The sequence below is a fragment of the Flagellimonas sp. 2504JD4-2 genome (assembly GCF_053642935.1).
The window spans coordinates 609,396-630,374 of sequence record NZ_JBSIOV010000001.1 but is presented as its reverse complement, the minus strand read 5'-3'; the positions used below and the strand labels follow the sequence as shown (position 1 = coordinate 630,374).

Sequence of the window (20,979 nt, the reverse complement as noted above, 5' to 3'; positions counted from 1 at the left end):
GTTTTGTCTAAATTTAATTTTAACCTAGTTGAAAAATAGAATTAACTTCCTAGTCTTCTTGCTTATAGGAGTCTTAAGCTTTGCTTCCGTAATGGCCCAAGGCACCATAAAAGGTATCTTGACGGAAAATGGACAGCCCATTGCATATGCAAACGTGCTTTTAAAGGGCACCCAAATTGGAACGGCATCGACCGCTAACGGATACTATGAGCTTACCAATATTGAACCTGGGGAATACACGCTCATAGCGTCTTCCATAGGTTATATTCCATTCAGAACCTCTGTTTTGACAGGAAAAGATGAGCTAAAAACTATAGATATTGAACTAGAAGCTTCGGCTGAAAGGTTGGAGGAAACGGTTGTTACTGGGACCTTAAAACCAGTAAGTAGACTGGAAAGCGCAGTACCTGTTGAAGTATACACCCCCGCCTTTCTAAAAAAGAATCCAACCCCGAATATTTTTGAGGCACTCCAGAACGTCAACGGGGTACGTCCGCAAATCAACTGTAATGTTTGCAATACAGGTGATATTCATATAAATGGATTGGAAGGGCCATATACTTTGGTGTTAATTGATGGAATGCCCATTGTCAGTGGTCTTGGGACAGTGTATGGATTATCCGGGATACCAAATTCGCTTATTGAGCAAATTGAAATCGTAAAAGGTCCTGCCTCCACATTATATGGAAGTGAAGCAGTAGGAGGTTTGATCAATATCATTACCAAACATGCGCCCAATGCCCCTGAGTTTTTTGCCGATGCCTATGTAACCGGTTGGGGTGAGTACAATCTGGATGTAGGTTCTAAAATCGAGGTTAGCAAGAACACTGACCTGCTCCTTGGCGTTAATTATTTCAATTACGACCAGATCATTGACAATAACGGGGACAATTTTACAGATCTTACCCTTCAAGATCGAATCTCCGTGTTCCAAAAATGGAACTTTAAACGAAAGGATTCTAAATTGTTCTCTGTTGCAGGACGGTTCTTTTATGAAGACCGATGGGGTGGCGAACTGCAATGGACTCCAGAATTTAGGGGTGGAGATGAAATCTATGGAGAAAGTATCTACACCCGGCGATGGGAAGTTTTGGGCAAATATGAATTACCTATTGATGAAAAGGTACTATTATCTTTGTCTTATAATGACCATGATCAAAACTCCGTATATGGTGACATCAGCTATTTAGCTGATCAGCGTATTGGTTTTGCACAGATGACTTGGGATAAATCCGCTGGAAACCACGATTTGTTATTTGGAAGTGCTCTTCGTTACAATTATTACGATGACAATACCCCAGCAACGGTTAATACTGATGAAGTTTGGATTCCCAGTGTATTTGTTCAGGATGAGGTTAAACTTGCAAAAAAACATTCCATTTTAGGAGGGCTACGGTACGACTATGATAAACGACATGGCAATATATTCACTCCCAGAGCAGCTTATAAATGGAAAATCTCGGATAATGACATTTTCAGGATCAATGCCGGAACAGGGTTTCGGGTGGTGAACCTTTTTACCGAAGACCACGCAGCTCTAACCGGTTCGCGTGATGTAGTCATTGCAGAGGAGCTGAAACCCGAACGTTCCATAAATGTCAATCTTAATTATTTAAAAAAGATATACGGGGATAATGGCACCTTTGTAGGCGTTGATGCCTCAGCTTTTTACACCCATTTTTCCAATATTATTTTGCCAGACTATGATACCAATCCTAACCAAATTATCTATGATAACTTGGACGGAAAATCGGTTTCCAAAGGCTTGAGCGCCAATGTTGATTTGGTATTACCGAATGGACTTAAATTTTTGGTGGGAGCCACTTGGCAGGACGTCAGCAATACCGAAAATGGAGTGACCCAACGTCAAATTTTGACCGAAAGCTTTACCGGAACTTGGAACGTCTCCTACACCTTCCGCAATTTGGATTTGACCGTTGATTATACCGGAAATCTATATGGTCCTATGCGATTGCCATTGTTGGGCGATTTGGACCCAAGGTCACCCGAATCTCCTACTTGGAGCATTCAAAACATTCAATTTACCTATAAAGGGTTAGATAAATTTGAGTTTTATGGGGGTATCAAAAACCTTTTGGACTGGACGCCAAACCGGGGTAATCCATTTATCATTGCCAGATCGCATGATCCTTTTGATAGAGATGTACAATTTGACCCTCAAGGAAATGTGGTGCCCACAGCTGACAATCCCTATGCACTGACCTTTGACCCTAGCTACGTATATGGCCCCAACCAGGGTATTCGTGGCTTCTTTGGATTACGATATACGGTTTTTTAGACTTTCTGCTTTTGTTATCTTAGTTCTATTACTAAATTACTATCAACAACCGTTAGGTAATATAAGCATGAACATCTTCAAACGACATACAAAAGTTAAACACATAAAAAAGTTTGAAAACAATGTTGTTCAAATCCTTAAAAAGGATTTCCCAAACATTTATGAAGCGTCAAAACTTATTGAGTTGAATACCATCTCCATGCATTATAGCAATGGGTTTCCATCAGGAATAACTTTACTTCATCGTTATGTTAGCAATGAGGCTTATGAAACTGCTATGAGAAATCATCGTTCTCATTTTTATATTAAAGGCATCGCTGTTTGGAATAGGAAAAACAATGATTTTAAACAAATACGCTTACACTTTTCAAATAACAGTATTCAAGGAATCGATGTTGAAAATCCAACGAAATTTCATAGAAATTTTGACTTAAATAAAATAAGAAAAGAATTTATAGAAATTGAAAACCTTCCGATTGGGGAGAACCCAGATAAGAAAATAGCAGAAAAAATACTGAAATCCTTAACCAAGGAACAAATTGAGCTTTTGGAATTGGAATACACTTTCGAAATTGAATTTGAAGAAAAACTCTTCTACACTATTTTAGATATGGAAGATGGAAATTATATTGCAACGGATAAAAAAGGAAAAATATATCGATTGAATCACGACCACGAAGAAAGGGCTAGATTAATTGCAAATAGCCCGACTGACTTTTTTAAAATATACGATGGACAAAAAAGTGAATTAGAAGATATAGTGTATGAATAAAAGGCACTATCTCAACTCATAATCATCATTCACTAAAACCCAAAAAGCTCCGAAAGGCTCGACCCCAACCCATCAAAGTTCTGCTTCCACTCGAATTTTCTTATAATTCTTTAGCTAAAAGCCCAACTTTAACATAATTCGCTTTCGGATGTTCACTATACCGAACAAGTGCTAAACACTTCCACCCTATATTCGTTTCAACAAATATTTGTCATTGAAAAAACCCCGAAAACTTAAGATCCATTGTAAATTCCGTCGCCGTGCTTGGGACCATACCACTGTACCAGAAATACGGTTGGAGGGACGCTGGTTGCAAGAACTCGGATTTGAGCAAGGCAAGACAGTCAAGGTCATCCAAGAAAATAAGGTTTTGGTGTTGATTGCCGAGGAATAAATTTCAAACCTTACTCTTCAGGTTCTGAATGCAACAGCTCCAATCCTGTTGACGAACGGGGCACAAACCCAGGCCAAGTTTCCTTATTGGAGTCTTCATTGACTTCCAAGAATTTTGCATACGGTTTTTCCTTTAAGTGGATGCCCAAAAATGCCGTTACAAAATGTTGGTTAATGTTGTTGATTCGTCTTTGATCCCAAGAAGGTTCGGCATAGCGGTAATACTCATCAAAATGCAAGCCCGGTTGAAGAGATTCCGGTGGCGGTGGATTGGGTGCCACATTATGACGTGCATTAACATAGGTCAACAGGTAACGGTCCGCATTTACCGCACCTTCATAAATGGCCTTTATACCTTTTTCATACCCCGACACATCATCTTGGCTCCCCGCCACAAAGAGGGTGGGCACTTTTAACCCTTTCAATGTTTCGGCATCCCAAACCCCGCGTTCCATCCCCCACGGAGCAAAAGCGACCACAGCCTTTATTCTTGGATCCATGGAATTTTGGTACTCCTCGCTTGCACTGCCACGGACGGCCAAAGCGTCGCTACCACCCGTCATACCTTTAAAGAAATTAATGGCGAATTCACTATAGGCTGCTCCGGCCACATTGAGTACTCCGTATCCTCCCATGGAAAATCCAACAACCGCAGTATGTTCTGCATCCAGAACTGGCGATAAAAAGTGTTTGCTTTCTGCCATTTCATTCACCACAAACAGGATGTCCTTTGACCGGTTCAACAAAGTGCTTTGAAAGGGAGCTGCATCTTTAAAAGTAGATTCGGTATGATCAATAGCAACAACAATATATCCTTTGGAGGCCAAGTTTTCAGTGAGGTAGGTCATAATATATCGGGATCCCACATAACCATGGGAAACCACAACCAAAGGAAATGAACCCTCTTCGGTAACTGGCGCAGCATCTCTTTTCGCCCTTCCGTGAAATGTAAAAGGAATCACAGGTCTATTAGGGTCCCCGAAGGTTCCCATGACCTCATCGTACGAAGTCAGCTTTTCATTCTTCTCTTTAGTTGGATACCACACCTCAACGGTCAGGGGTCGATCGTAATAGGCTTCCTTACCTTCTTTGTGGTTAAGAATATCGACCTGCCCTTTGTTCACAAATTGGAGGGTACGCACTCCGACCATGTAGTCTCCTTTAGCGGATAATTCCGGGGCATCAGGTAAGGCATCACCATAGACAAAGGTGTTTTTTGGGCTTTGGGCATTTAATGTTTTAGGTGCGGTCAAGGTCAGCAATAGCAAACCAACCGTTGCAAAGAAGGCAAATTGAGTTTTCATGACATTTGTTTGAGATTGATCATTCCCTACAAGATACTTTTTTTAAACTATAGTTTTTCAAACCCATCCAACAACAAACTATTTGCATTCCTTATTTTTGGTTTCTGTTCAAAACCATCCATTCAACCTAAAAAAATTTGAATCAAAAATGCCTACAAAAAGTGAGCTAAAGGAAATTGCAAAATTGTTCTTCAAACTGGGAAGCATTGCCTTTGGTGGTCCTGCTGCCCATATTGCAATGATGGAAGATGAAGTAGTCAAAAAAAGAAAGTGGATGACCCAAGAACACTTTCTAGATCTTATAGGGGCCACCAACCTGATTCCTGGACCCAACTCCACCGAAATGACCATGCATTGTGGACATGAGCGGGCTGGTTGGAAAGGTCTTTTTGTTGCAGGCATCTGTTTTATTTTCCCCGCTGTGGTCATTACGGCCGTATTTGCATGGCTTTATGCCCAATATGGACAACTTCCCAAGGTAGAACCCTTTATTTATGGCATTAAGCCAGCTGTTATCGCCATAATTCTAATGGCTGCTTTTCGACTTGGAAAAAAGGCAATCAAAAACACCGGGATTGCTATTTTGGGAATCATGGCATTGGGTGCATGCTTATTTGGAATCAACGAAATTGCTGTTCTTTTTGGGACAGGTTTGTTAGGTTTGGCGCTCTATTTTGCTAAAAAAAGTACCCAAAATGTAAAGAGTTTTGTTCCTTTTTTGCTTTTCCCAATAAATGGAATTGCAAAGTTAGGGGCGCTTAAAATCTTCCTTACCTTTTTAAAAGTAGGAGCTATTTTATACGGTAGCGGATATGTATTGTTTGCCTTTCTGGATGCGGAGTTGGTGGCTAACGGATGGTTAACTCGACAAGCGTTGATAGATGCCGTAGCCGTTGGACAGATAACTCCTGGCCCTGTATTGTCCACAGCAACCTTTATAGGTTGGCAAATGAATGGTGTTTCTGGTGCACTTATGGCCACTGCCGGAATTTTTCTCCCCTCCTTTCTCTTTGTGTTGCTATTGAATCCTTTGATTCCAAAAATGCGAAAATCAAAAATCATCAGAAATATTCTGGATGCAGTAAATGTAGCCGCGGTGGCCTTAATAGTGGCGGTTTGCATTGAAATGGGAAAAGACACATTGACCGATTGGAGAACCATTGTAATAGCTGTTGTAAGTTTGATTGTCGTTTTTGTCTTTAAAAAGCTAAATAGTGCGTTTATTGTTTTGGGTGGTGCCTTGTTAGGATATTTATTGACCTTCATTTAACTTAATTTTCAATACAGTCGCACAATATTTTCCTTTGCGTATTTTTGATTTATGTCGAACTTCGATTATATCATTATTGGGGCTGGTGCGGCAGGTTTGTTGCTGGTCGATGCACTAACCCAGGATGATTTCTTTTCATCCCGTTCCATATTGATCATTGATCGGGTCGACAAGACCTCGAATGATCGTACTTGGTGTTTTTGGGAAAAAGACAAAGGAAAGTTTGATCAATTATTGCATAAAAGTTGGCCAAATATCCATTTTGCCGGTATGGGATTTGAGCGCTCCACCTCGATCGCTCCATATCAGTACAAAATGTTGAAGGGAATTGATTTTTATAATCACTACCTAAATAAAATTAAAAAGCATCCGAACGTTACATGGGTGAAAGACCGTGTAACCCTAATTGAAGAAACCGGGGATAAAGTTCTGGTAACATCACAAAATGGTTTTTATACCGCCCCGAAGGTTTTTAATAGTTGGTTGAATAATCAAAATGTAAGGATTCAAAAAAAGTATCCTGTGCTTCAACAGCACTTTGTAGGTTGGTTTGTTAAAACAGAAAAACCAATCTTCAATTCCGAGGAAGCCACTTTTATGGATTTTTCCATTCCGCAAAAAGGTAATACCCGGTTTATGTATGTGCTCCCATTTTCAGAAACCGAAGCGCTTTTGGAATACACCCTTTTTTCAGAAAATATCTTGGAAAAATCGGAATATGAGGAGGGTATTCAGGATTACGTAAAGCAGAAGCTTGAAAACACCGCTTTTGAGATCACCGATGTGGAGCAGGGCAGTATTCCAATGACCTGTTATGGATTTCATGAACATAATTCTGACCGTATCCTAAATATTGGAATTGCCGGGGGATGGGCGAAACCTAGTACCGGCTTTACTTTTTACAATACCGGTAAAAAAGTCATGGCTTTGGTAGATCATCTAAAAGATGATAAAGCCCTGTCCAACTTTTACAGAAGGGACAAATTTTGGTATTACGACCTTTTGCTATTGGATATTCTACACCGTGACAACCATTTGGGAAGTTCAATATTTGAATCCATGTTCAAAAAAAGAAAGCCCCAATTGATTTTGAAATTTCTGGACGAGGGGACATCTTTTTGGGAAGATCTTAAAATAATAAGTGCCTGTCCAAAGCTGCCCTTTTTAAAAGCCCTTTGGCGGCGCTTTTTCTAAACCGTCCGTTTCATTAAGTTCAGTCCAAACGCCTTTAACACCGCTTTTTTCGGTTCAGGCAAATTAATTCGGATCAAAGAATCGAAGGCTTTTTCCGTATATGCGTTTATTTCGGCCTTAGCGGCTTCCACTGCCCCACTTTTCAAAAAAATCGATTTTACGGTTGCAATTTTGGTTTCGGAATCTTCCGGTTTTATGGAAAATAAATGTAGAAGGTTTTTCTTTTGAGGTTGCTCCGCAAATTCTAAAGATTTTAGATACAAAAAAGTCTTCTTGTTTTCAATAATATCACCTCCCACTTGTTTTCCAAAGGTCTCTGGGTCCCCAAAGGCATCCAAATAATCATCCTGTAACTGAAATGCAATACCAAGGTTTTTTCCAAATGCATAGATGGCCTCGGTATCTTTTTCAGAAGCTTCGGCAATAATGGCTCCCATTTTCATTGCGGTGGCTACCAAGGCAGCAGTCTTGTATTCAATCATTTTTAAATACTCTGGGATGGTAACATCGTCCCTCGATTCAAAATCCACATCGTACTGTTGTCCCTCGCAGACCTCAATAGCAGTTTTACTAAAAAGTAAGGTCAGCTTTTTAAAAACTTCCGGGGTATAGCTTTCCAAAAACTGATAGGAGTTTATCAACATGGCATCCCCTGACAGAATGCCGGTGTTTACATCCCATTTTTCATGGACCGTTGTTTTTCCCCTGCGCAAAGGCGCATCGTCCATTATGTCATCATGAACCAGCGAAAAATTATGGAACATTTCAATGGCCAGCGCTGCATCCAATGCTTTCGAAACATCTCCCCCGAACAAATCAGTGGTCATCAACGTAAGTACAGGTCGTAAGCGTTTGCCTCCCAAGCCCAAAATGTAACTAATTGGCACGTATAGATTCTTGGGTTCCTTCGCGGCCGTCTTTGTTTCCAAATGGGAAACAAAGGCAGTTCGATATTGCGCTATGGCATCTGAATTGGTCATACGCCAAAAATAAGCTCAATAAATGAAATTAGCGCACCAACTTTCCCTAGAGTTTAATACGGTGATTATTTGGGTTTTGAACATACATTGAGCAAGATTCGAAAAAAAAATGTTCAAAAAACGCAATAGATTTGAAAACGTTCGTCTTTATTATTGAAGACGGCAAATAGTCTTTTTTGAACGGTGACCAACAAAGAAAATTATAAAAACCTTTCGGCTTTTTTCAATGACGAGTATCATTCGCTTAAGGCGTATGTGCAGTCGAAAGTCGATGATACCACGGAACGTGATGCTGAGGACATTGTCCAAGATGTAGCGTTGCGGATATTCTCCAGGTCTGATGATTTGTCGCCCATTACAAATATTGCCGGTTTTGTCTATAACTCGGTTAAGAACAAAATCATTGATGTGATGCGGACCAAAAAAGAAACCGTTCATGAAGGTGAGGACATTGACACAAAATGGGCCGATTTTGCCGAACTGTTCTATGGCAGTGCTGACAATTCATATCCAGAGGATTTGATGAATGCTTTAAAAAAAGCAATTCAAATGTTGAAACCCTCCTATCAGGATATTATAATCGCCATCGATTTTGAGGGCTATTCATATAGGGAAATTGCTGAACAGACAGGAATCTCCCAAGGAACATTAATGTCAAGAAGACATCGAGCACTTTCGCTCCTATCAAAACATTTAGAAACAGAAAAAAACAAGAATGATAAAAAATAAGAGATATGGAACCAAGAGATATTTATTATGAAAAGAAGGTAGAAAAGTATGTGACCAAGGGTTTTAAGATATTCTTCATGGTCGTCTTTTTTATCGGATTAGTATTCCTGGCCGGATACGTGCTAATGCATCTATGGAACTGGTTAATGCCCGACCTTTTCGGCCTTACGACCATCGGATACTGGCAAGCACTGGGATTAATGCTATTGGCCAAGATTATTTTTGGGTTTGGTAACCACTCCTCAAAACACGGAGGTCACAAAAAACACAAAAAACATAAAAAATGGGATCGCTTTTGTGACCCCAAAAATGGAGATTCAGATTGGCGCTACTACGACCAATATTGGAAAGAAGAAGGAAAGGCGTCCTTTAACGCTTATGTAGAACGCGTCAGAAATGAAAGAAACAATGGCTCCACGGAAGAAAAATAACGTCTTACAAAGAATTGAAAACTACGGTCGCAGGGCATTTTTCTGGAATTCAAGACCAAAAACAACAATTCAGTCCAATTCTAATTCCAATGTTCGTCAATATAGTATTGATTAGCAGATGAAAACCAGAATTTAATCTCTCGTTAAAAAAATGTAAAACTTTGGAAACTTTTTTGGTTTTTAAAGTTTCCAAGGGTATTTTTGCTGCCCGTTATGAGAGAAAAGATATTACATAAGGCGACAGAGATGTTCTTGAATCTTGGATTTAAGAGTGTGACGATGGACGATTTGGCCAATGAAATGGGAATTTCGAAGAAAACGATCTATTCCCATTTTGAGAATAAGACCATGTTGGTTGAGGAAAGCACCATGGCACTGTTCTGGTTCATTTCAAATGGTATAGACGAAATTGTCGCCTTACAAAAGAATCCGATCGAGGAGCTCTACGAGATCAAGAAATTCGTTATGCTGCATTTGAAGAATGAGAAATCCTCGCCACAATATCAATTACAGAAATATTATCCTAAAGTACATGACTCCCTAAAAAAGAAACAATTTGAAGTAATGCAAGACTGCATTATCGAGAATGTAAGACGAGGCATGGAATTGGCAATTTACAGGGACAACTTAAATGTAGATTTCGTATCAAGAATCTATTTTTCTGGAGTGACCAGCATCAAGGACAATAATCTTTTCCCCATGCAGATTTTCTCCATGCCCCAATTAATGGATTATTATTTGGAATATCATCTCAGGGGAATCGTAACCCCAAAGGGAAGAAAAATATTAAACTCAATCATCAATTCAAACCAAGAATAAATGCGAACAACTTTAATCAGTTTATTTGTGCTATTATCATGGTTCTCACATGCCCAAGACAGCAATAATTATAGTCTTGATGAGGCCATCGCATATGCACTGGAACATAATTACAGTGCTGTAAATGCCAATAGGGATATTGTGGATGCCCAAAAACAGAAATGGGAGACCATTGCTACCGGACTTCCGCAAATTTCGGGAGCTATCAATTATCAAAATCAATTAAAGCAGCCGGTTACGCAGATTCCAGCCGAGTTTTTCGGTGGTGAGCCAGGTACTTTTCAAGAAGTCGTCTTTGGGCAAGCGCAATCCGCTACGGCAACGGCTACATTGGAGCAGCAAATTTTTGACGGCTCTTATATTGTGGGTGTACAGGCTACCAAAGCATTTTTAAGCTATAGCCAGAACAACATGGAAAAGACCGAGCTCGATGTTAGAAAATCTGTGGTTGAAGCCTATGGAAATGTGTTACTGGCGCAAGAGAGTGTTTTGATTGCTGAAAACAACAAAGCCACACTAGAAAAGAATCTCTATGAGACCAAACGTATTTATGAAAATGGTCTTGGAGATGAAGAGAGCGTCGATCAATTGCAAATTACACTATCCTCAATAGAAAATCAGTTGAAAAATGCCAAGCGCTTAGAAAAAATCACACTCCAGATGCTGAATTTGACCATGGGACTCCCGATTGGGTCACCAACGGTATTGACCGAAAACTTGGATGATCTTACCCAAAAGCAAATTGATCTAGGCCTGTTGGACTCAGAATTCAAAATGGAGAATAATGTAGACTACAAATTGGCGCTTAATCTCAACGAGCAACGTTATTTTGAACATAAACTTGCCAAAAGTAGGGCTCTACCCACTTTGAATGCTTTTGTTAATTATGGAGGAAATTCATTTAGCGACAGTTTCAACTTTTTAAGCAGCGGACAAGAGTGGTTCGGGTCTTCGGTTTTAGGTTTCAACCTTAACATTCCAATTTTTAGCTCATTGGGAAGAAGCGCAAGCACGCAACGCGCTAAAATTGCGCTTGAAAAAGCAAAAACCCAGTTAACCGAAGCTGAGGAACAAATACGTCTTCAGTTGGAAAGTGCTAAAAGTGACTATATCCTTTCCATAGAAGAATATGGCACCTCCAAAGACAACCTAAGATTGGCCGAGCGTATCGAAAACAAGAATCAAATTAAATATTCGGAAGGATTGGCAACCAGTTTCGAGCTTAGGCAAGCTCAGACACAATTGTATTCAAGTCAACAAGAATACTTGCAGTCGATGGTCGATGTAATCAACCGAAAAACAGCATTGGAAATCATTTTAAATCAATAATCAAAAAAAGAAAAAACCATATCATCATGAAAAACATAACATATATAGTGCTCGCTGCCATGGTTCTCTCCTCTTGTGGAGGTGGTGATAAAAACACCGTGGAAAGCGCAATTGCCAGTAACGATCTTGCTGTTATTCGAGCAAAACAAGCTGAGATTTCAGCACAGCAAAAAGCACTGGAAAAAGACCTTCATATGTTGGATTCGGTAATTACCTCATTGGATGACAATGCAAAATTACCTTTGGTTACCACTATTGAAGCCAAAGCCCAAAAGTTTAATCACTATTTGGAACTTCAAGGAGATGTGATGACAAAACAAAATGTGCTGGTTTACCCAGAAATGGGAGGTACCCTTTACCGTGTTTACGTCAAAGAAGGTCAAAAAGTTTCTAAGGGACAAGTATTGGCTTCCATTGATGATGGTGGGTTGTCCAGTCAATTGGCCCAACTGAAAACACAATCGGAATTGGCAAAGACCACTTTTGAACGTCAAAAAAGACTTTGGGAACAAAATATTGGTTCTGAAATTCAATACTTACAGGCCAAAACAACATACGAAGCTCAAGAAAGTGCTGTAAAGCAAATGCAAAGTCAAGTGGCCAAATCTACTATAAGAGCTCCTTTTTCGGGAATAATCGATGATGTGATCAAAGATCAGGGAACAGTAGTTAGCCCAGGTCCGGGCGCTGAAGTTTTCAGAATAGTAAACCTTTCCAATATGTACATTGAGGTTGAAGTTCCTGAAAGCCATTTGCCCAACGTAACCCCTGGCAAAAATGTGCATGTTTACTTCCCTGTTCTTGGAGATAGCGTGACCACCAAGGTAAGACAAACTGGTAATTTCATTAACCCAAGCAATCGATCATTTACAGCTGAGATTCCTGTCCCTAGTGAAGGTGGAAAAGTAAAGCCTAACCTTACCGCCAAGGTTATGATCAATGATTACACCAATGAAAGCGCTATTCTTATTCCTCAAAGTATTGTTTCGGAAAATGCAGAGGGAGAGCAATATGTGTATTTAGTGGATGCTGATTCTACCTCTTCCAACGCAATCGCGAAAAAGGTGATTATTCAAACCGGAAAAACACAGGGTGATTATGTTGAAGTTTTATCTGGAATAAACAATGGTGATGGTATAATTGACGAAGGCGCACGTAGCGTCAAGGAAGGACAGAAAGTAAGAGTTAAGAACGGAGAATAGACCAAAGACTTAAATAATTATGAGTAAGCAAAAGAAGAAAGTCGATAAAGAATTCAGGCTGTCCTCATGGGCTATTGACAACAAAACAACCATGTATGTTTTGATTGCCGTGATACTTTTTCTTGGGGCATCAGCATACTTTAGTATGCCCAGGGAAAACTTCCCTGAAATCAAGGAAACAAAAATCTATATCAGTTCACTTTATCCCGGAAACACCGCCGAGGATATTGAAAAGTTGATCACCGACCCTCTTGAAGATGAATTGAAAACGGTAAGTAATGTGGTGGAGATAACCTCCACTTCTCAAGAAGATTATTCCATGATCATTGTGGAATTTGATGAGAATATCTCGGTGGAAGCTGCCAAACAAAAAGTAAAGGATGAAGTTGACTCCCAGACTGCCGGAGAGGACTGGCCCACGTTTAACAATGCAAAGGTGGAGCCCAATGTTTTTGACCTTAGTATGTCTGAAGAAATTCCTATTCTAAATATTAATATCTCTGGGGATTATCCTGTGGATAAACTTAAAGAATATGGTGAATATTTAGAGGATGAAATAGAAAGCTTGCAAGAAATAAAGCAGGTAGACATTCGTGGAGCTCAGGAGAAAGAGGTTGAGGTTGCCGTTGATATTTACAAAATGATGGCGGCCCAGGTTAGCTTCAATGATGTAATCACCGCTATTGGTAACGAGAATATGACCACTTCCGCTGGTAATTTGATTACCAGTGGACAGCGAAGAACCATTCGAATTGTTGGGGAAATTGATAAACCCGAAGATCTTGACAACTTTGTGGTCAAATCAGAAAATGACGATCCTGTATATCTAAAAGACATTGCGGAGGTTTCCTTTAAGGAAGAGGATAAGACCACCTATGCACGCGAATTTGGGCATCCTGTGGTGATGTTGGATGTTAAAAAACGTGCCGGTAAAAACATGGTGGCGGCCGCAGAGCAGATTCAGGTCATCGTGAAAAATGCAGAAGAAAATGTATTTCCCCAAGACCTTACGGTGACGATTGCCAATGATCAGTCTTCCAAGACCATTGGTCAAGTGGATGATTTGGTAAACAATATCATCTTCGGAATTATCTTGGTGGTTACCGTTTTGATGTTCTTCCTTGGGTTTAAAAATGCCCTTTTCGTCGGATTTGCAATCCCTATGTCCATGTTTATGTCGCTCATGATATTAGATTGGTGGGGCTTTACAATGAATACTATGATCCTATTTGGATTAATCATGGGATTGGGGATGCTGGTGGATAATGGTATCGTATTAGTAGAAAACGCCTATAGACTTATGGATAAAGAAGGAATATCTCGTAAGGAAGCGGCAAAAAAGGGAATTGGTGAAATTGCATTCCCAATCATCATTTCGACCTTGACCACAGTTGCGGCCTTTGTTCCACTAGGTCTATGGCCTGGGGTCATGGGACAGTTTATGATTTACTTTCCTAAAACGCTGGGAGTTGTTCTAGGATCTTCATTATTTGTGGCCATCTTCTTTAATTCCGTTTTGGTCTCAAGATATATGACCACAGAAGACAAGGATATGCCTTTAAAACAAATAATTCGTATAACCTCCATCGTTGCAGGTATTGGGTTGTTGATTATGATTTTCGGTGGCAGCTACCGCGCCTTAGGGACTTTAATGGTCGTTACTGCCATCTTACTTTGGGGATATCGACTATTCCTTAGGGGCTGGGCCAATGGTTTTCAAAATAGAATCCTTCCAAAATGGGAAAAATTTTATGAAAGAACATTGCGTAGAGCTTTATCTGGCAAAAAACCCATCTATATTGCTATTGGTACTTTTGTATTGTTGTTCATTGCTTTTATGGGATTTGGATTTTCGGTCGGAAGCCAACGCACAGAGGTATGGTTCTTCCCAGATAATACCCCTAACCAGATTATAGTTTATATCGAGTATCCTGAAGGGACAGATATCAAAAAGACCAATGAGATTACCAAAGACATCGAAGAACGGGTTTACGATATCATCAATGAAAATGTATACATGCATGGGGATTATAACTTTTTGACCGAAAGTGCCGTATCGCAAGTGGGTGAAGGAGCAGGTAATCCACAAACCGATGGTGGTTCCACCGCCGAAATGCCCCACCGCGGAAAGATTACAGCCACCATGCGTGAGTATAAGTTTAGAGAAGGTACGGACAGTAAAGAGTTGTTGAAAAAGGTTCAGGAAGCATTAAAGGACATTTATCCCGGTGTTGCTATTTCTGTTGAAAAAGATGCCGTTGGTCCACCAGCGGGATATCCAATTAATATTGAGCTGGAAGGAAATGACTATTCCGAATTGATTGTGACCGCAGAAAAAATGCGCAATTACATCAATTCAAAAAATATTCCAGGAATCGATGAACTTAAAATAGATGTCAATAAATCCAAGCCCTCCATGCTCGTTGAGGTGGACCGAAAAAAGGCTGGTGAGTTAGGAGTTTCCACGGGGCAAGTGGGGCAGCAACTTCGAAATTCCATTTTCGGGGCAAAAGCGGGAATTTATAAAGAGGATGGTGAAGACTATGATATCTATGTTCGATTCAATGAGGAGAATAGATACAACACCAGTGCAATCTTTAATCAAAAGATCACTTTTAAAGATCAAAATTCTGGTCAGACAAAAGAGGTTCCTATTTCCGCAGTGGCCAACCAAGTGAACACCTCTGGTTTTAGTGCTATCAAGCATAAAGAAACTCAAAGGGTAGTTACGGTTTATTCGGCTTTGGCTCCCGGCTTTACCGATGCTGGCGCCATAGTCAGTAAGGTTCAAGATGAAATGGAAAGTTTCACTGATCTTCCGGCTGATATCAAAATTGATTATACTGGTCAAATTGAAGAGCAAAACAAGCAGATGGCCTTCTTGATGGGTGCCTTCTTCACAGGTCTTGGTTTGATTTTCTTCATCTTGATTTTCCAATTTAACTCAGTATCAAAACCGGGTATTATCATGTTGGCCATTTTCTTGAGCTTGATTGGGGTATTTGGTGGAATTGTGGCCACAGGAAGCGCTTTTGTTATTATGATGACCATGATGGGAATTATCTCCTTGGCCGGTATTGTGGTAAACAATGGAGTTGTGTTGTTGGACTACACGCAATTATTGATCGATAGAAAGAAAGTGGAATTGGAGTTGGAAGAGGATGAGCTTTTGGAGTCCAAAGACTTCTTGGAAGCTGTTGTAAAAGGCGGTAAAGCAAGGTTGCGTCCCGTATTATTGACGGCGATTACCACAATTCTTGGTCTAATTCCATTGGCTACTGGATTCAACATTAACTTCTTTACCCTATTTAGTGAATTCAATCCAAATATCTACTTTGGTGGAGATAACGTAATTTTCTGGGGGCCTTTGGCCTGGACAGTGATTTATGGATTGTTTGTTGCTACTTTTTTGACTTTGATCGTAGTACCAATTCTATTTAGTCTTGTCTATAGAATCAAAGTTCGGATAAGAAGGAATAGGAGAAAAAAGGAAGAAGAGAAAAAAGACGTTCTTGATATGGCAGCTTAGTTGTAATTAGTTGCTAAGAGTAAATAAAAAAGCCCCGACCAAAGGTCGGGGCTTTTTTATGAAACTTTTTCTACGTTATCGATTAGTCGAAGCAATTTCAGATTGGCTCCATTGCTTCACGTTAACAATACGATTGTCAGCATAATCAACTTCCTTCAACTGCTCACCTTCCCAAAAAAACCATTTGCCTGACTTAACGCCATTGACGTATTTTCCAGAGGCTATTTTTCTCCCTTCTTGATTATACATGAACCATTGCCCATGTAACTTTCCTTCTAAATAATGTCCCGTTTGGGCTATTTCACCATTTTCATGAAAATATGTGGCTTTTACCATCTCACCTACTTTTTCCAAAGTTGGCTCTGCTTTTTGTGCGTACATACAAACCGAAAATAGCGCTGTCACTAAAAATATTACTTGCTTCATATGCTATGGGTTTTAAACTGTGGAATAATCTTAACGTTCTAAAGTTAAAAATTATTTTACGTTAAAAAAACATTTGCATAACATTAAATTTACATTAAAAGCTTAAATCTCTATGATTCAACATGTTACCCAATGTTAAGTTTTTAATCTTGGGCTTTTTATCGGAAAAAACCCGCCAAAAAACTCCTAGATGCAATAATTGACTCATTAATTCTGAGTCTTGGTCCATTAGCAGAAAACAATGCGTGGAGACCTTATCGACCAACAGAAAATCGATATATCTAGCAATAAATATTAACATTCCTCTTAAATTTGCCCCTTCAGAGTTAATATCATGTATAGAAGCAATACTTGTGGTGCATTACGGGCATCGGACACCAATTCAAATGTTACTCTAAGTGGTTGGGTTCACAAGGTCAGGGATAAAGGTTTTGTGGCATGGGTAGATCTTAGAGATCGCTATGGCATAACCCAATTGGTTTTTGATCAAGATCGTACTTCTACGGAATTGTTGGACAAAGCAAAAGAGCTTGGCAGGGAAACTGTTATTCAGGTAAAAGGTGAGGTTATTGAGCGAGCATCCAAAAACCCCAACATGCCCACCGGTGATATAGAGGTACTGGTCACCGAGCTTCAAGTTTTGAACACATCCAAACTTCCTCCCTTCACTATCGAAGATGAGACTGATGGTGGTGAGGACATCAGAATGAAATACCGTTATCTGGATATCCGCAGAAATCCGGTCAAGGAAAATCTCATTTTCAGGCATCAGGTGACCATGGAGGTGCGAAAATACCTTTCTAACGAGGGTTTTATCGAAGTGGAAACGCCATACCTAATTAAATCGACCCCGGAAGGTGCCAGGGATTTTCTGGTTCCAAGTCGAATGAACGAAGGACAGTTCTATGCACTACCCCAATCACCACAAACCTTTAAGCAGTTGCTTATGGTAGGTGGATTGGATAAGTATTTTCAGATTGTAAAGTGTTTTAGGGATGAAGATCTTCGTGCAGATAGGCAACCTGAGTTCACCCAGATTGACTGTGAAATGGCTTTTGTGGAGCAGGAGGATATTCTGAATGCCTTTGAAGGTTTGACAAAACACCTTTTGAAAGAGATCAAAGGGATAGAAACTGCAGATTTTCCCCGAATCACCTATGACGAGGCTATGAGGCGCTTCGGTAATGATAAACCCGATATTCGTTTTGGAATGGAATTCGGAGCATTGAATGCCGTTGCACAACACAAGGATTTCAATGTATTCAATTCGGCCGAACTCGTTGTGGGTATAGCCGTTCCAGGTGGAGCTGCTTATACCCGGAAAGAGATCGACAAACTTATCGATTGGGTTAGACGTCCTCAGGTAGGGGCAAAAGGGATGGTCTATGTCAAATGCAATGAGGATGGCACCTATAAATCTTCGGTTGATAAATTTTACGACCAAGAAGATTTGGCCAAATGGGCCGAAGTGACCCAAGCCAAAGCTGGGGATTTAATTTGTGTACTCTCAGGAAACATTAATGAGACCCGAGCTCAATTGAGTGCACTGCGAATGGAATTGGCAGAACGATTAGGGCTTAGAAAGCCAAATGAGTTTGCCCCGCTTTGGGTAATCGATTTTCCTTTGCTCGAATTGGATGAGGAAACAGGCATCTACCATGCTATGCACCATCCGTTCACCTCTCCGAAACCTGGTCAATTGGAATTGTTGGACTCCAATCCAGGGGATGTAAAAGCCAATGCCTATGATTTGGTATTGAATGGAAATGAAATTGGAGGAGGCTCTATCCGTATTCACGATAAAGAGATACAGGCCACGATGTTCAAGCATTTAGGGTTTACCCCCGAAGAAGCCAAAGAACAATTCGGCTTTTTGATGGACGCCTTCCAATATGGCGCGCCTCCCCATGGCGGTATTGCCTTTGGATTGGATAGACTTGTCGCGATTTTGGGAGGACAGGAAACCATTCGCGATTTTATAGCTTTCCCAAAAAATAACAGTGGAAGGGACGTGATGATTGATGCCCCCGCCCATATCGATGATGAGCAATTAAAAGAATTGCACTTAAGATTAGATCTTTAAGTCTTATCAAACGTTTATCTAAGAGACAATACCCTACTGTCAAACTGAGCCTGTCGAAGTTTAAGGCTTTTCCATTTATCAAGCTGTCTTCGACAAGCTCAGACTGACAATTTTTATTTTTAAGGGTTTTAGAAGGAAGCTTTTACTACTTTTAAGTGAATCATTGACTCCATGCCCAATAAAAAGAAAAACTGGCTCACCCGTTTCATAAAATGGCGATATAAAAATATCTCCAACAGAACGTTTGTCCACATTATGAGCATAGTGGTGGGTTTTTTGGCTGGATTGGTCTCTGTAACTTTAAAAAACGTCACCTATTTTATCCAATCCTCCCTGGAGAGCGGAATTGTTATTTCACAAAACCAATTGTACTTTGTTTTACCCATAGTCGGCCTGACCTTGGTCTATCTCTATGTAAAATATGTACACAAAAAGCCGATCCAACATGCGGTTTCCTCCATCATTTTTGCCTTGTCCAAAAAAGGAGGAATTCTTAAGGTCAAGAACATTTATACTCCCTTGATCGCTGCCCCTTTGACCGTAGGTTTTGGGGGTTCCGTTGGACTATTGGGTCCCGCTGTCAAATCAGGTTCCGCATTGAGTTCCAATTTGAGCAGACTGTTTCATATTGATGCAAAAACAAGATCCCTATTGGTGGCTTGCGCTTCGGCCGGAGCGATTTCCTCCATTTTTCAATCTCCGATTGCAGCCATAATCTTTGCAGTTGAGGTCTTCACCTTGGATCTTACCATGTTATCCATGCTGCCATTATTGTTGGCATCAATTTCCGGAGTACTTACCTCCTATTTCTTTTTGGGAAATGAAGTGCTATTTAGTTTTTCCCTATCTGAAGGATTTCAACTTAAAGACACCCTCTTTTATGTGCTCCTGGGCGTGGGTACCGCTTTCGCTTCCATTTATTTTACCAAGATGTATTTCGGAATCCTGAATTTCTTCAAACGATTTAAAAGTCCCAAATACAAGCTTTTGGTAGGCGGTATCGCTATTGGGATCATGTTATATGCAATTCCTCCCTTATATGGGGAAGGCTTTGGTTTTATCAATAACCTGCTCGATGGAGATCATTTTAAAGCTTTGGGGAAAACTCCCTTTGATGCTTACATTGGAAACATTTGGGTGGTCATAGCGCTTCTGTTCGGCATCACCATTTTTAAGGCCATTGCAATGACCGCCACTTTTGCCGCTGGAGGAGCGGGTGGAATCTTTATCCCCACCATGGTAATGGGGAGTGCCTTGGGCAACGTAGTGGCAAAGGTCATCAATAATATAGGCTTGGGATTTTCTGTGTCCGAAAGTAATTTTACCCTTATCGGGATGGCCGGATTGATCGCAGGGGTAATCCATGCTCCCCTCACAGCCATCTTCCTTATTGCTGAGATAACGGGAGGCTATCAACTTTTTGTGCCATTGATGATAACCGCATCCATTTCGTTTCTTATCACCAAAAACGCCTTGGATTATACCATTTACACCAAGGAACTCGCTAAAATTGGGGCATTGCTTACCCATAACAAGGATCAAATGGTTTTGGGTCTCATGGAATTGGATGATGTCATTGAAAAAAACTTTAAACCCGTACATCCCGACATGTCCTTGGGGGAAATGTTGCATGAATCCGTCTCCAAGTCCAAACGAAATATCTTTCCGGTGCTCAATGAGGAAGAAAAATTGATGGGCATTATTGTATTGGACGACATTCGTGAATTTATGTTCGACAGGACACTTTATAAATCCACCCATGTAAAGAACTTGATGCATGCACCACCGGAACATATTTTCTATAATTCGGACAACATGAAGGTAGTGATGCAAAAATTTCAGGATAGCGGAGCTTGGAACCTTCCGGTTATCAAAGATGGAAAGTATGTCGGTTTTATATCAAAATCAAAACTCCTGACCGCTTACCGCAGAAAACTTATAAATTATACCCGATGAAGTTCAAGCTTAAATATGTTATTGTTCTAGCACTTTTGCTTTCAATCGGTCTAATCCTTTATGGTTTCAGCATAAAAGAAGAGCAAACTGCTAGGGCCAACAAGTTTATTGGAGCTGGTACGGCTGGACTTTTTCTTGTGGTTATGCCCCTGTTTTTGTTTAAAGAAAGTAAGGGGAAAAACATGAAGGACTATATGTTGACCAAGGAAAACATAGAAAAAATGCAGGCTAAGGACAGAAAAAATTCTGATAATCAATAATTT

The 20,979-nt window shown here is 40.2% G+C and carries 17 protein-coding genes; 14 read left to right on the top strand and 3 right to left on the bottom strand.

Features of this window, described 5'->3' with window-relative positions; translation table 11 throughout:
- Positions 1-91 precede the first annotated feature (91 nt).
- The 3 genes from ACULLH_RS02955 (at position 92) to ACULLH_RS02945 (ending at position 3,465) form a co-directional block, all read left to right on the top strand.
- Positions 92-2,299: a TonB-dependent receptor gene (locus ACULLH_RS02955; protein ID WP_454087945.1), complete on the top strand. Its 2,208-nt coding sequence runs from the start codon at positions 92-94 to the stop codon at positions 2,297-2,299.
- Between the two features lie 67 nt (positions 2,300-2,366).
- Positions 2,367-3,071, top strand: a complete 705-nt coding sequence (locus ACULLH_RS02950) for a hypothetical protein (RefSeq protein ID WP_454087236.1) — start codon at positions 2,367-2,369, stop codon at positions 3,069-3,071.
- A gap of 214 nt (positions 3,072-3,285) precedes the next feature.
- Positions 3,286-3,465, top strand: coding sequence for a SymE family type I addiction module toxin (locus ACULLH_RS02945; protein WP_454087235.1), 180 nt, complete (start codon positions 3,286-3,288; stop codon positions 3,463-3,465).
- 10 nt (positions 3,466-3,475) lie between these two features.
- On the opposite strand, the gene ACULLH_RS02940 is transcribed toward ACULLH_RS02945, so the two are convergent.
- Positions 3,476-4,768 carry an alpha/beta hydrolase family protein gene (locus ACULLH_RS02940; RefSeq protein ID WP_454087234.1) on the bottom strand — a complete coding sequence of 431 codons (1,293 nt, stop codon included), beginning with the start codon at positions 4,766-4,768 and terminating at the stop codon, positions 3,476-3,478.
- Positions 4,769-4,916: 148 nt separating this feature from the next.
- Here ACULLH_RS02940 and chrA point away from each other — a divergent pair, with 148 nt between their 5' ends.
- Together chrA and ACULLH_RS02930 are read left to right on the top strand one after the other, a co-directional pair.
- On the top strand, positions 4,917-6,038 hold the full coding sequence (chrA, locus tag ACULLH_RS02935) for a chromate efflux transporter (protein WP_454087233.1): 1,122 nt from the start codon (positions 4,917-4,919) through the stop codon (positions 6,036-6,038).
- A 51-nt stretch (positions 6,039-6,089) separates the two neighbouring features.
- The gene (locus ACULLH_RS02930; protein WP_454087232.1) at positions 6,090-7,232 is read left to right on the top strand and encodes a lycopene cyclase family protein; all 1,143 of its coding nucleotides are present in this window, start codon (positions 6,090-6,092) and stop codon (positions 7,230-7,232) included.
- Here the strand turns inward: ACULLH_RS02930 and ACULLH_RS02925 are convergent.
- Positions 7,229-8,212 carry a polyprenyl synthetase family protein gene (locus tag ACULLH_RS02925; protein ID WP_454087231.1) on the bottom strand — a complete coding sequence of 328 codons (984 nt, stop codon included), beginning with the start codon at positions 8,210-8,212 and terminating at the stop codon, positions 7,229-7,231. The genes ACULLH_RS02930 and ACULLH_RS02925 overlap by 4 nt on opposite strands.
- Positions 8,213-8,395: 183 nt before the next feature.
- Between ACULLH_RS02925 and ACULLH_RS02920 the strand changes: the two genes are divergently transcribed.
- The 6 genes from ACULLH_RS02920 (at position 8,396) to ACULLH_RS02895 (ending at position 16,251) form a co-directional block, all read left to right on the top strand.
- Positions 8,396-8,941 carry an RNA polymerase sigma factor gene (locus ACULLH_RS02920; RefSeq protein ID WP_454087230.1) on the top strand — a complete coding sequence of 182 codons (546 nt, stop codon included), beginning with the start codon at positions 8,396-8,398 and terminating at the stop codon, positions 8,939-8,941.
- A 5-nt stretch (positions 8,942-8,946) separates the two neighbouring features.
- Positions 8,947-9,372, top strand: a complete 426-nt coding sequence (locus ACULLH_RS02915) for a hypothetical protein (protein ID WP_454087229.1) — start codon at positions 8,947-8,949, stop codon at positions 9,370-9,372.
- A 213-nt stretch (positions 9,373-9,585) separates the two neighbouring features.
- Positions 9,586-10,191 (top strand): TetR/AcrR family transcriptional regulator, encoded by a 606-nt coding sequence (locus tag ACULLH_RS02910; protein WP_454087228.1) that lies wholly within the window; start codon positions 9,586-9,588, stop codon positions 10,189-10,191.
- Positions 10,192-11,520: a TolC family protein gene (locus ACULLH_RS02905; RefSeq protein WP_454087227.1), complete on the top strand. Its 1,329-nt coding sequence runs from the start codon at positions 10,192-10,194 to the stop codon at positions 11,518-11,520. It begins immediately after the preceding gene.
- A 26-nt stretch (positions 11,521-11,546) separates the two neighbouring features.
- Positions 11,547-12,722 carry an efflux RND transporter periplasmic adaptor subunit gene (locus tag ACULLH_RS02900; protein ID WP_454087226.1) on the top strand — a complete coding sequence of 392 codons (1,176 nt, stop codon included), beginning with the start codon at positions 11,547-11,549 and terminating at the stop codon, positions 12,720-12,722.
- Between the two features lie 19 nt (positions 12,723-12,741).
- Positions 12,742-16,251 (top strand): efflux RND transporter permease subunit, encoded by a 3,510-nt coding sequence (locus tag ACULLH_RS02895; RefSeq protein WP_454087225.1) that lies wholly within the window; start codon positions 12,742-12,744, stop codon positions 16,249-16,251.
- 75 nt (positions 16,252-16,326) lie between these two features.
- Here the strand turns inward: ACULLH_RS02895 and ACULLH_RS02890 are convergent, their stop codons facing one another.
- The gene (locus ACULLH_RS02890; RefSeq protein ID WP_454087224.1) at positions 16,327-16,677 is read right to left on the bottom strand and encodes a toxin-antitoxin system YwqK family antitoxin; all 351 of its coding nucleotides are present in this window, start codon (positions 16,675-16,677) and stop codon (positions 16,327-16,329) included.
- A gap of 334 nt (positions 16,678-17,011) precedes the next feature.
- On the opposite strand from ACULLH_RS02890, the gene aspS reads away from it, so the two are divergent.
- From aspS to ACULLH_RS02875, 3 genes are all read left to right on the top strand, one after another.
- Positions 17,012-18,760, top strand: coding sequence for an aspartate--tRNA ligase (aspS, locus tag ACULLH_RS02885; RefSeq protein WP_454087223.1), 1,749 nt, complete (start codon positions 17,012-17,014; stop codon positions 18,758-18,760).
- Between the two features lie 171 nt (positions 18,761-18,931).
- A complete protein-coding gene (locus ACULLH_RS02880; RefSeq protein ID WP_454087222.1) occupies positions 18,932-20,716 on the top strand; it encodes a chloride channel protein in 1,785 nt (594 codons plus the stop codon).
- Positions 20,713-20,976 carry a hypothetical protein gene (locus ACULLH_RS02875; RefSeq protein WP_454087221.1) on the top strand — a complete coding sequence of 88 codons (264 nt, stop codon included), beginning with the start codon at positions 20,713-20,715 and terminating at the stop codon, positions 20,974-20,976. The genes ACULLH_RS02880 and ACULLH_RS02875 overlap by 4 nt, the downstream gene beginning before the upstream one ends.
- The last annotated feature ends 3 nt before the right edge of the window (positions 20,977-20,979 follow it).

Coding starts and splice junctions, on each gene's coding strand:
- ACULLH_RS02915 (WP_454087229.1), top strand. CDS start 8,947: ATGGAACCAAGAGATATTTATTATGAAAAGAAGGTAGAAAAGTATGTG.
- ACULLH_RS02875 (WP_454087221.1), top strand. CDS start 20,713: ATGAAGTTCAAGCTTAAATATGTTATTGTTCTAGCACTTTTGCTTTCA.
- ACULLH_RS02900 (WP_454087226.1), top strand. CDS start 11,547: ATGAAAAACATAACATATATAGTGCTCGCTGCCATGGTTCTCTCCTCT.
- ACULLH_RS02940 (WP_454087234.1), bottom strand. CDS start 4,768: ATGAAAACTCAATTTGCCTTCTTTGCAACGGTTGGTTTGCTATTGCTG.
- ACULLH_RS02925 (WP_454087231.1), bottom strand. CDS start 8,212: ATGACCAATTCAGATGCCATAGCGCAATATCGAACTGCCTTTGTTTCC.
- ACULLH_RS02905 (WP_454087227.1), top strand. CDS start 10,192: ATGCGAACAACTTTAATCAGTTTATTTGTGCTATTATCATGGTTCTCA.
- ACULLH_RS02950 (WP_454087236.1), top strand. CDS start 2,367: ATGAACATCTTCAAACGACATACAAAAGTTAAACACATAAAAAAGTTT.
- ACULLH_RS02880 (WP_454087222.1), top strand. CDS start 18,932: ATGCCCAATAAAAAGAAAAACTGGCTCACCCGTTTCATAAAATGGCGA.
- ACULLH_RS02895 (WP_454087225.1), top strand. CDS start 12,742: ATGAGTAAGCAAAAGAAGAAAGTCGATAAAGAATTCAGGCTGTCCTCA.
- ACULLH_RS02955 (WP_454087945.1), top strand. CDS start 92: ATGGCCCAAGGCACCATAAAAGGTATCTTGACGGAAAATGGACAGCCC.
- ACULLH_RS02890 (WP_454087224.1), bottom strand. CDS start 16,677: ATGAAGCAAGTAATATTTTTAGTGACAGCGCTATTTTCGGTTTGTATG.
- chrA (WP_454087233.1), top strand. CDS start 4,917: ATGCCTACAAAAAGTGAGCTAAAGGAAATTGCAAAATTGTTCTTCAAA.
- aspS (WP_454087223.1), top strand. CDS start 17,012: ATGTATAGAAGCAATACTTGTGGTGCATTACGGGCATCGGACACCAAT.
- ACULLH_RS02910 (WP_454087228.1), top strand. CDS start 9,586: ATGAGAGAAAAGATATTACATAAGGCGACAGAGATGTTCTTGAATCTT.
- ACULLH_RS02930 (WP_454087232.1), top strand. CDS start 6,090: ATGTCGAACTTCGATTATATCATTATTGGGGCTGGTGCGGCAGGTTTG.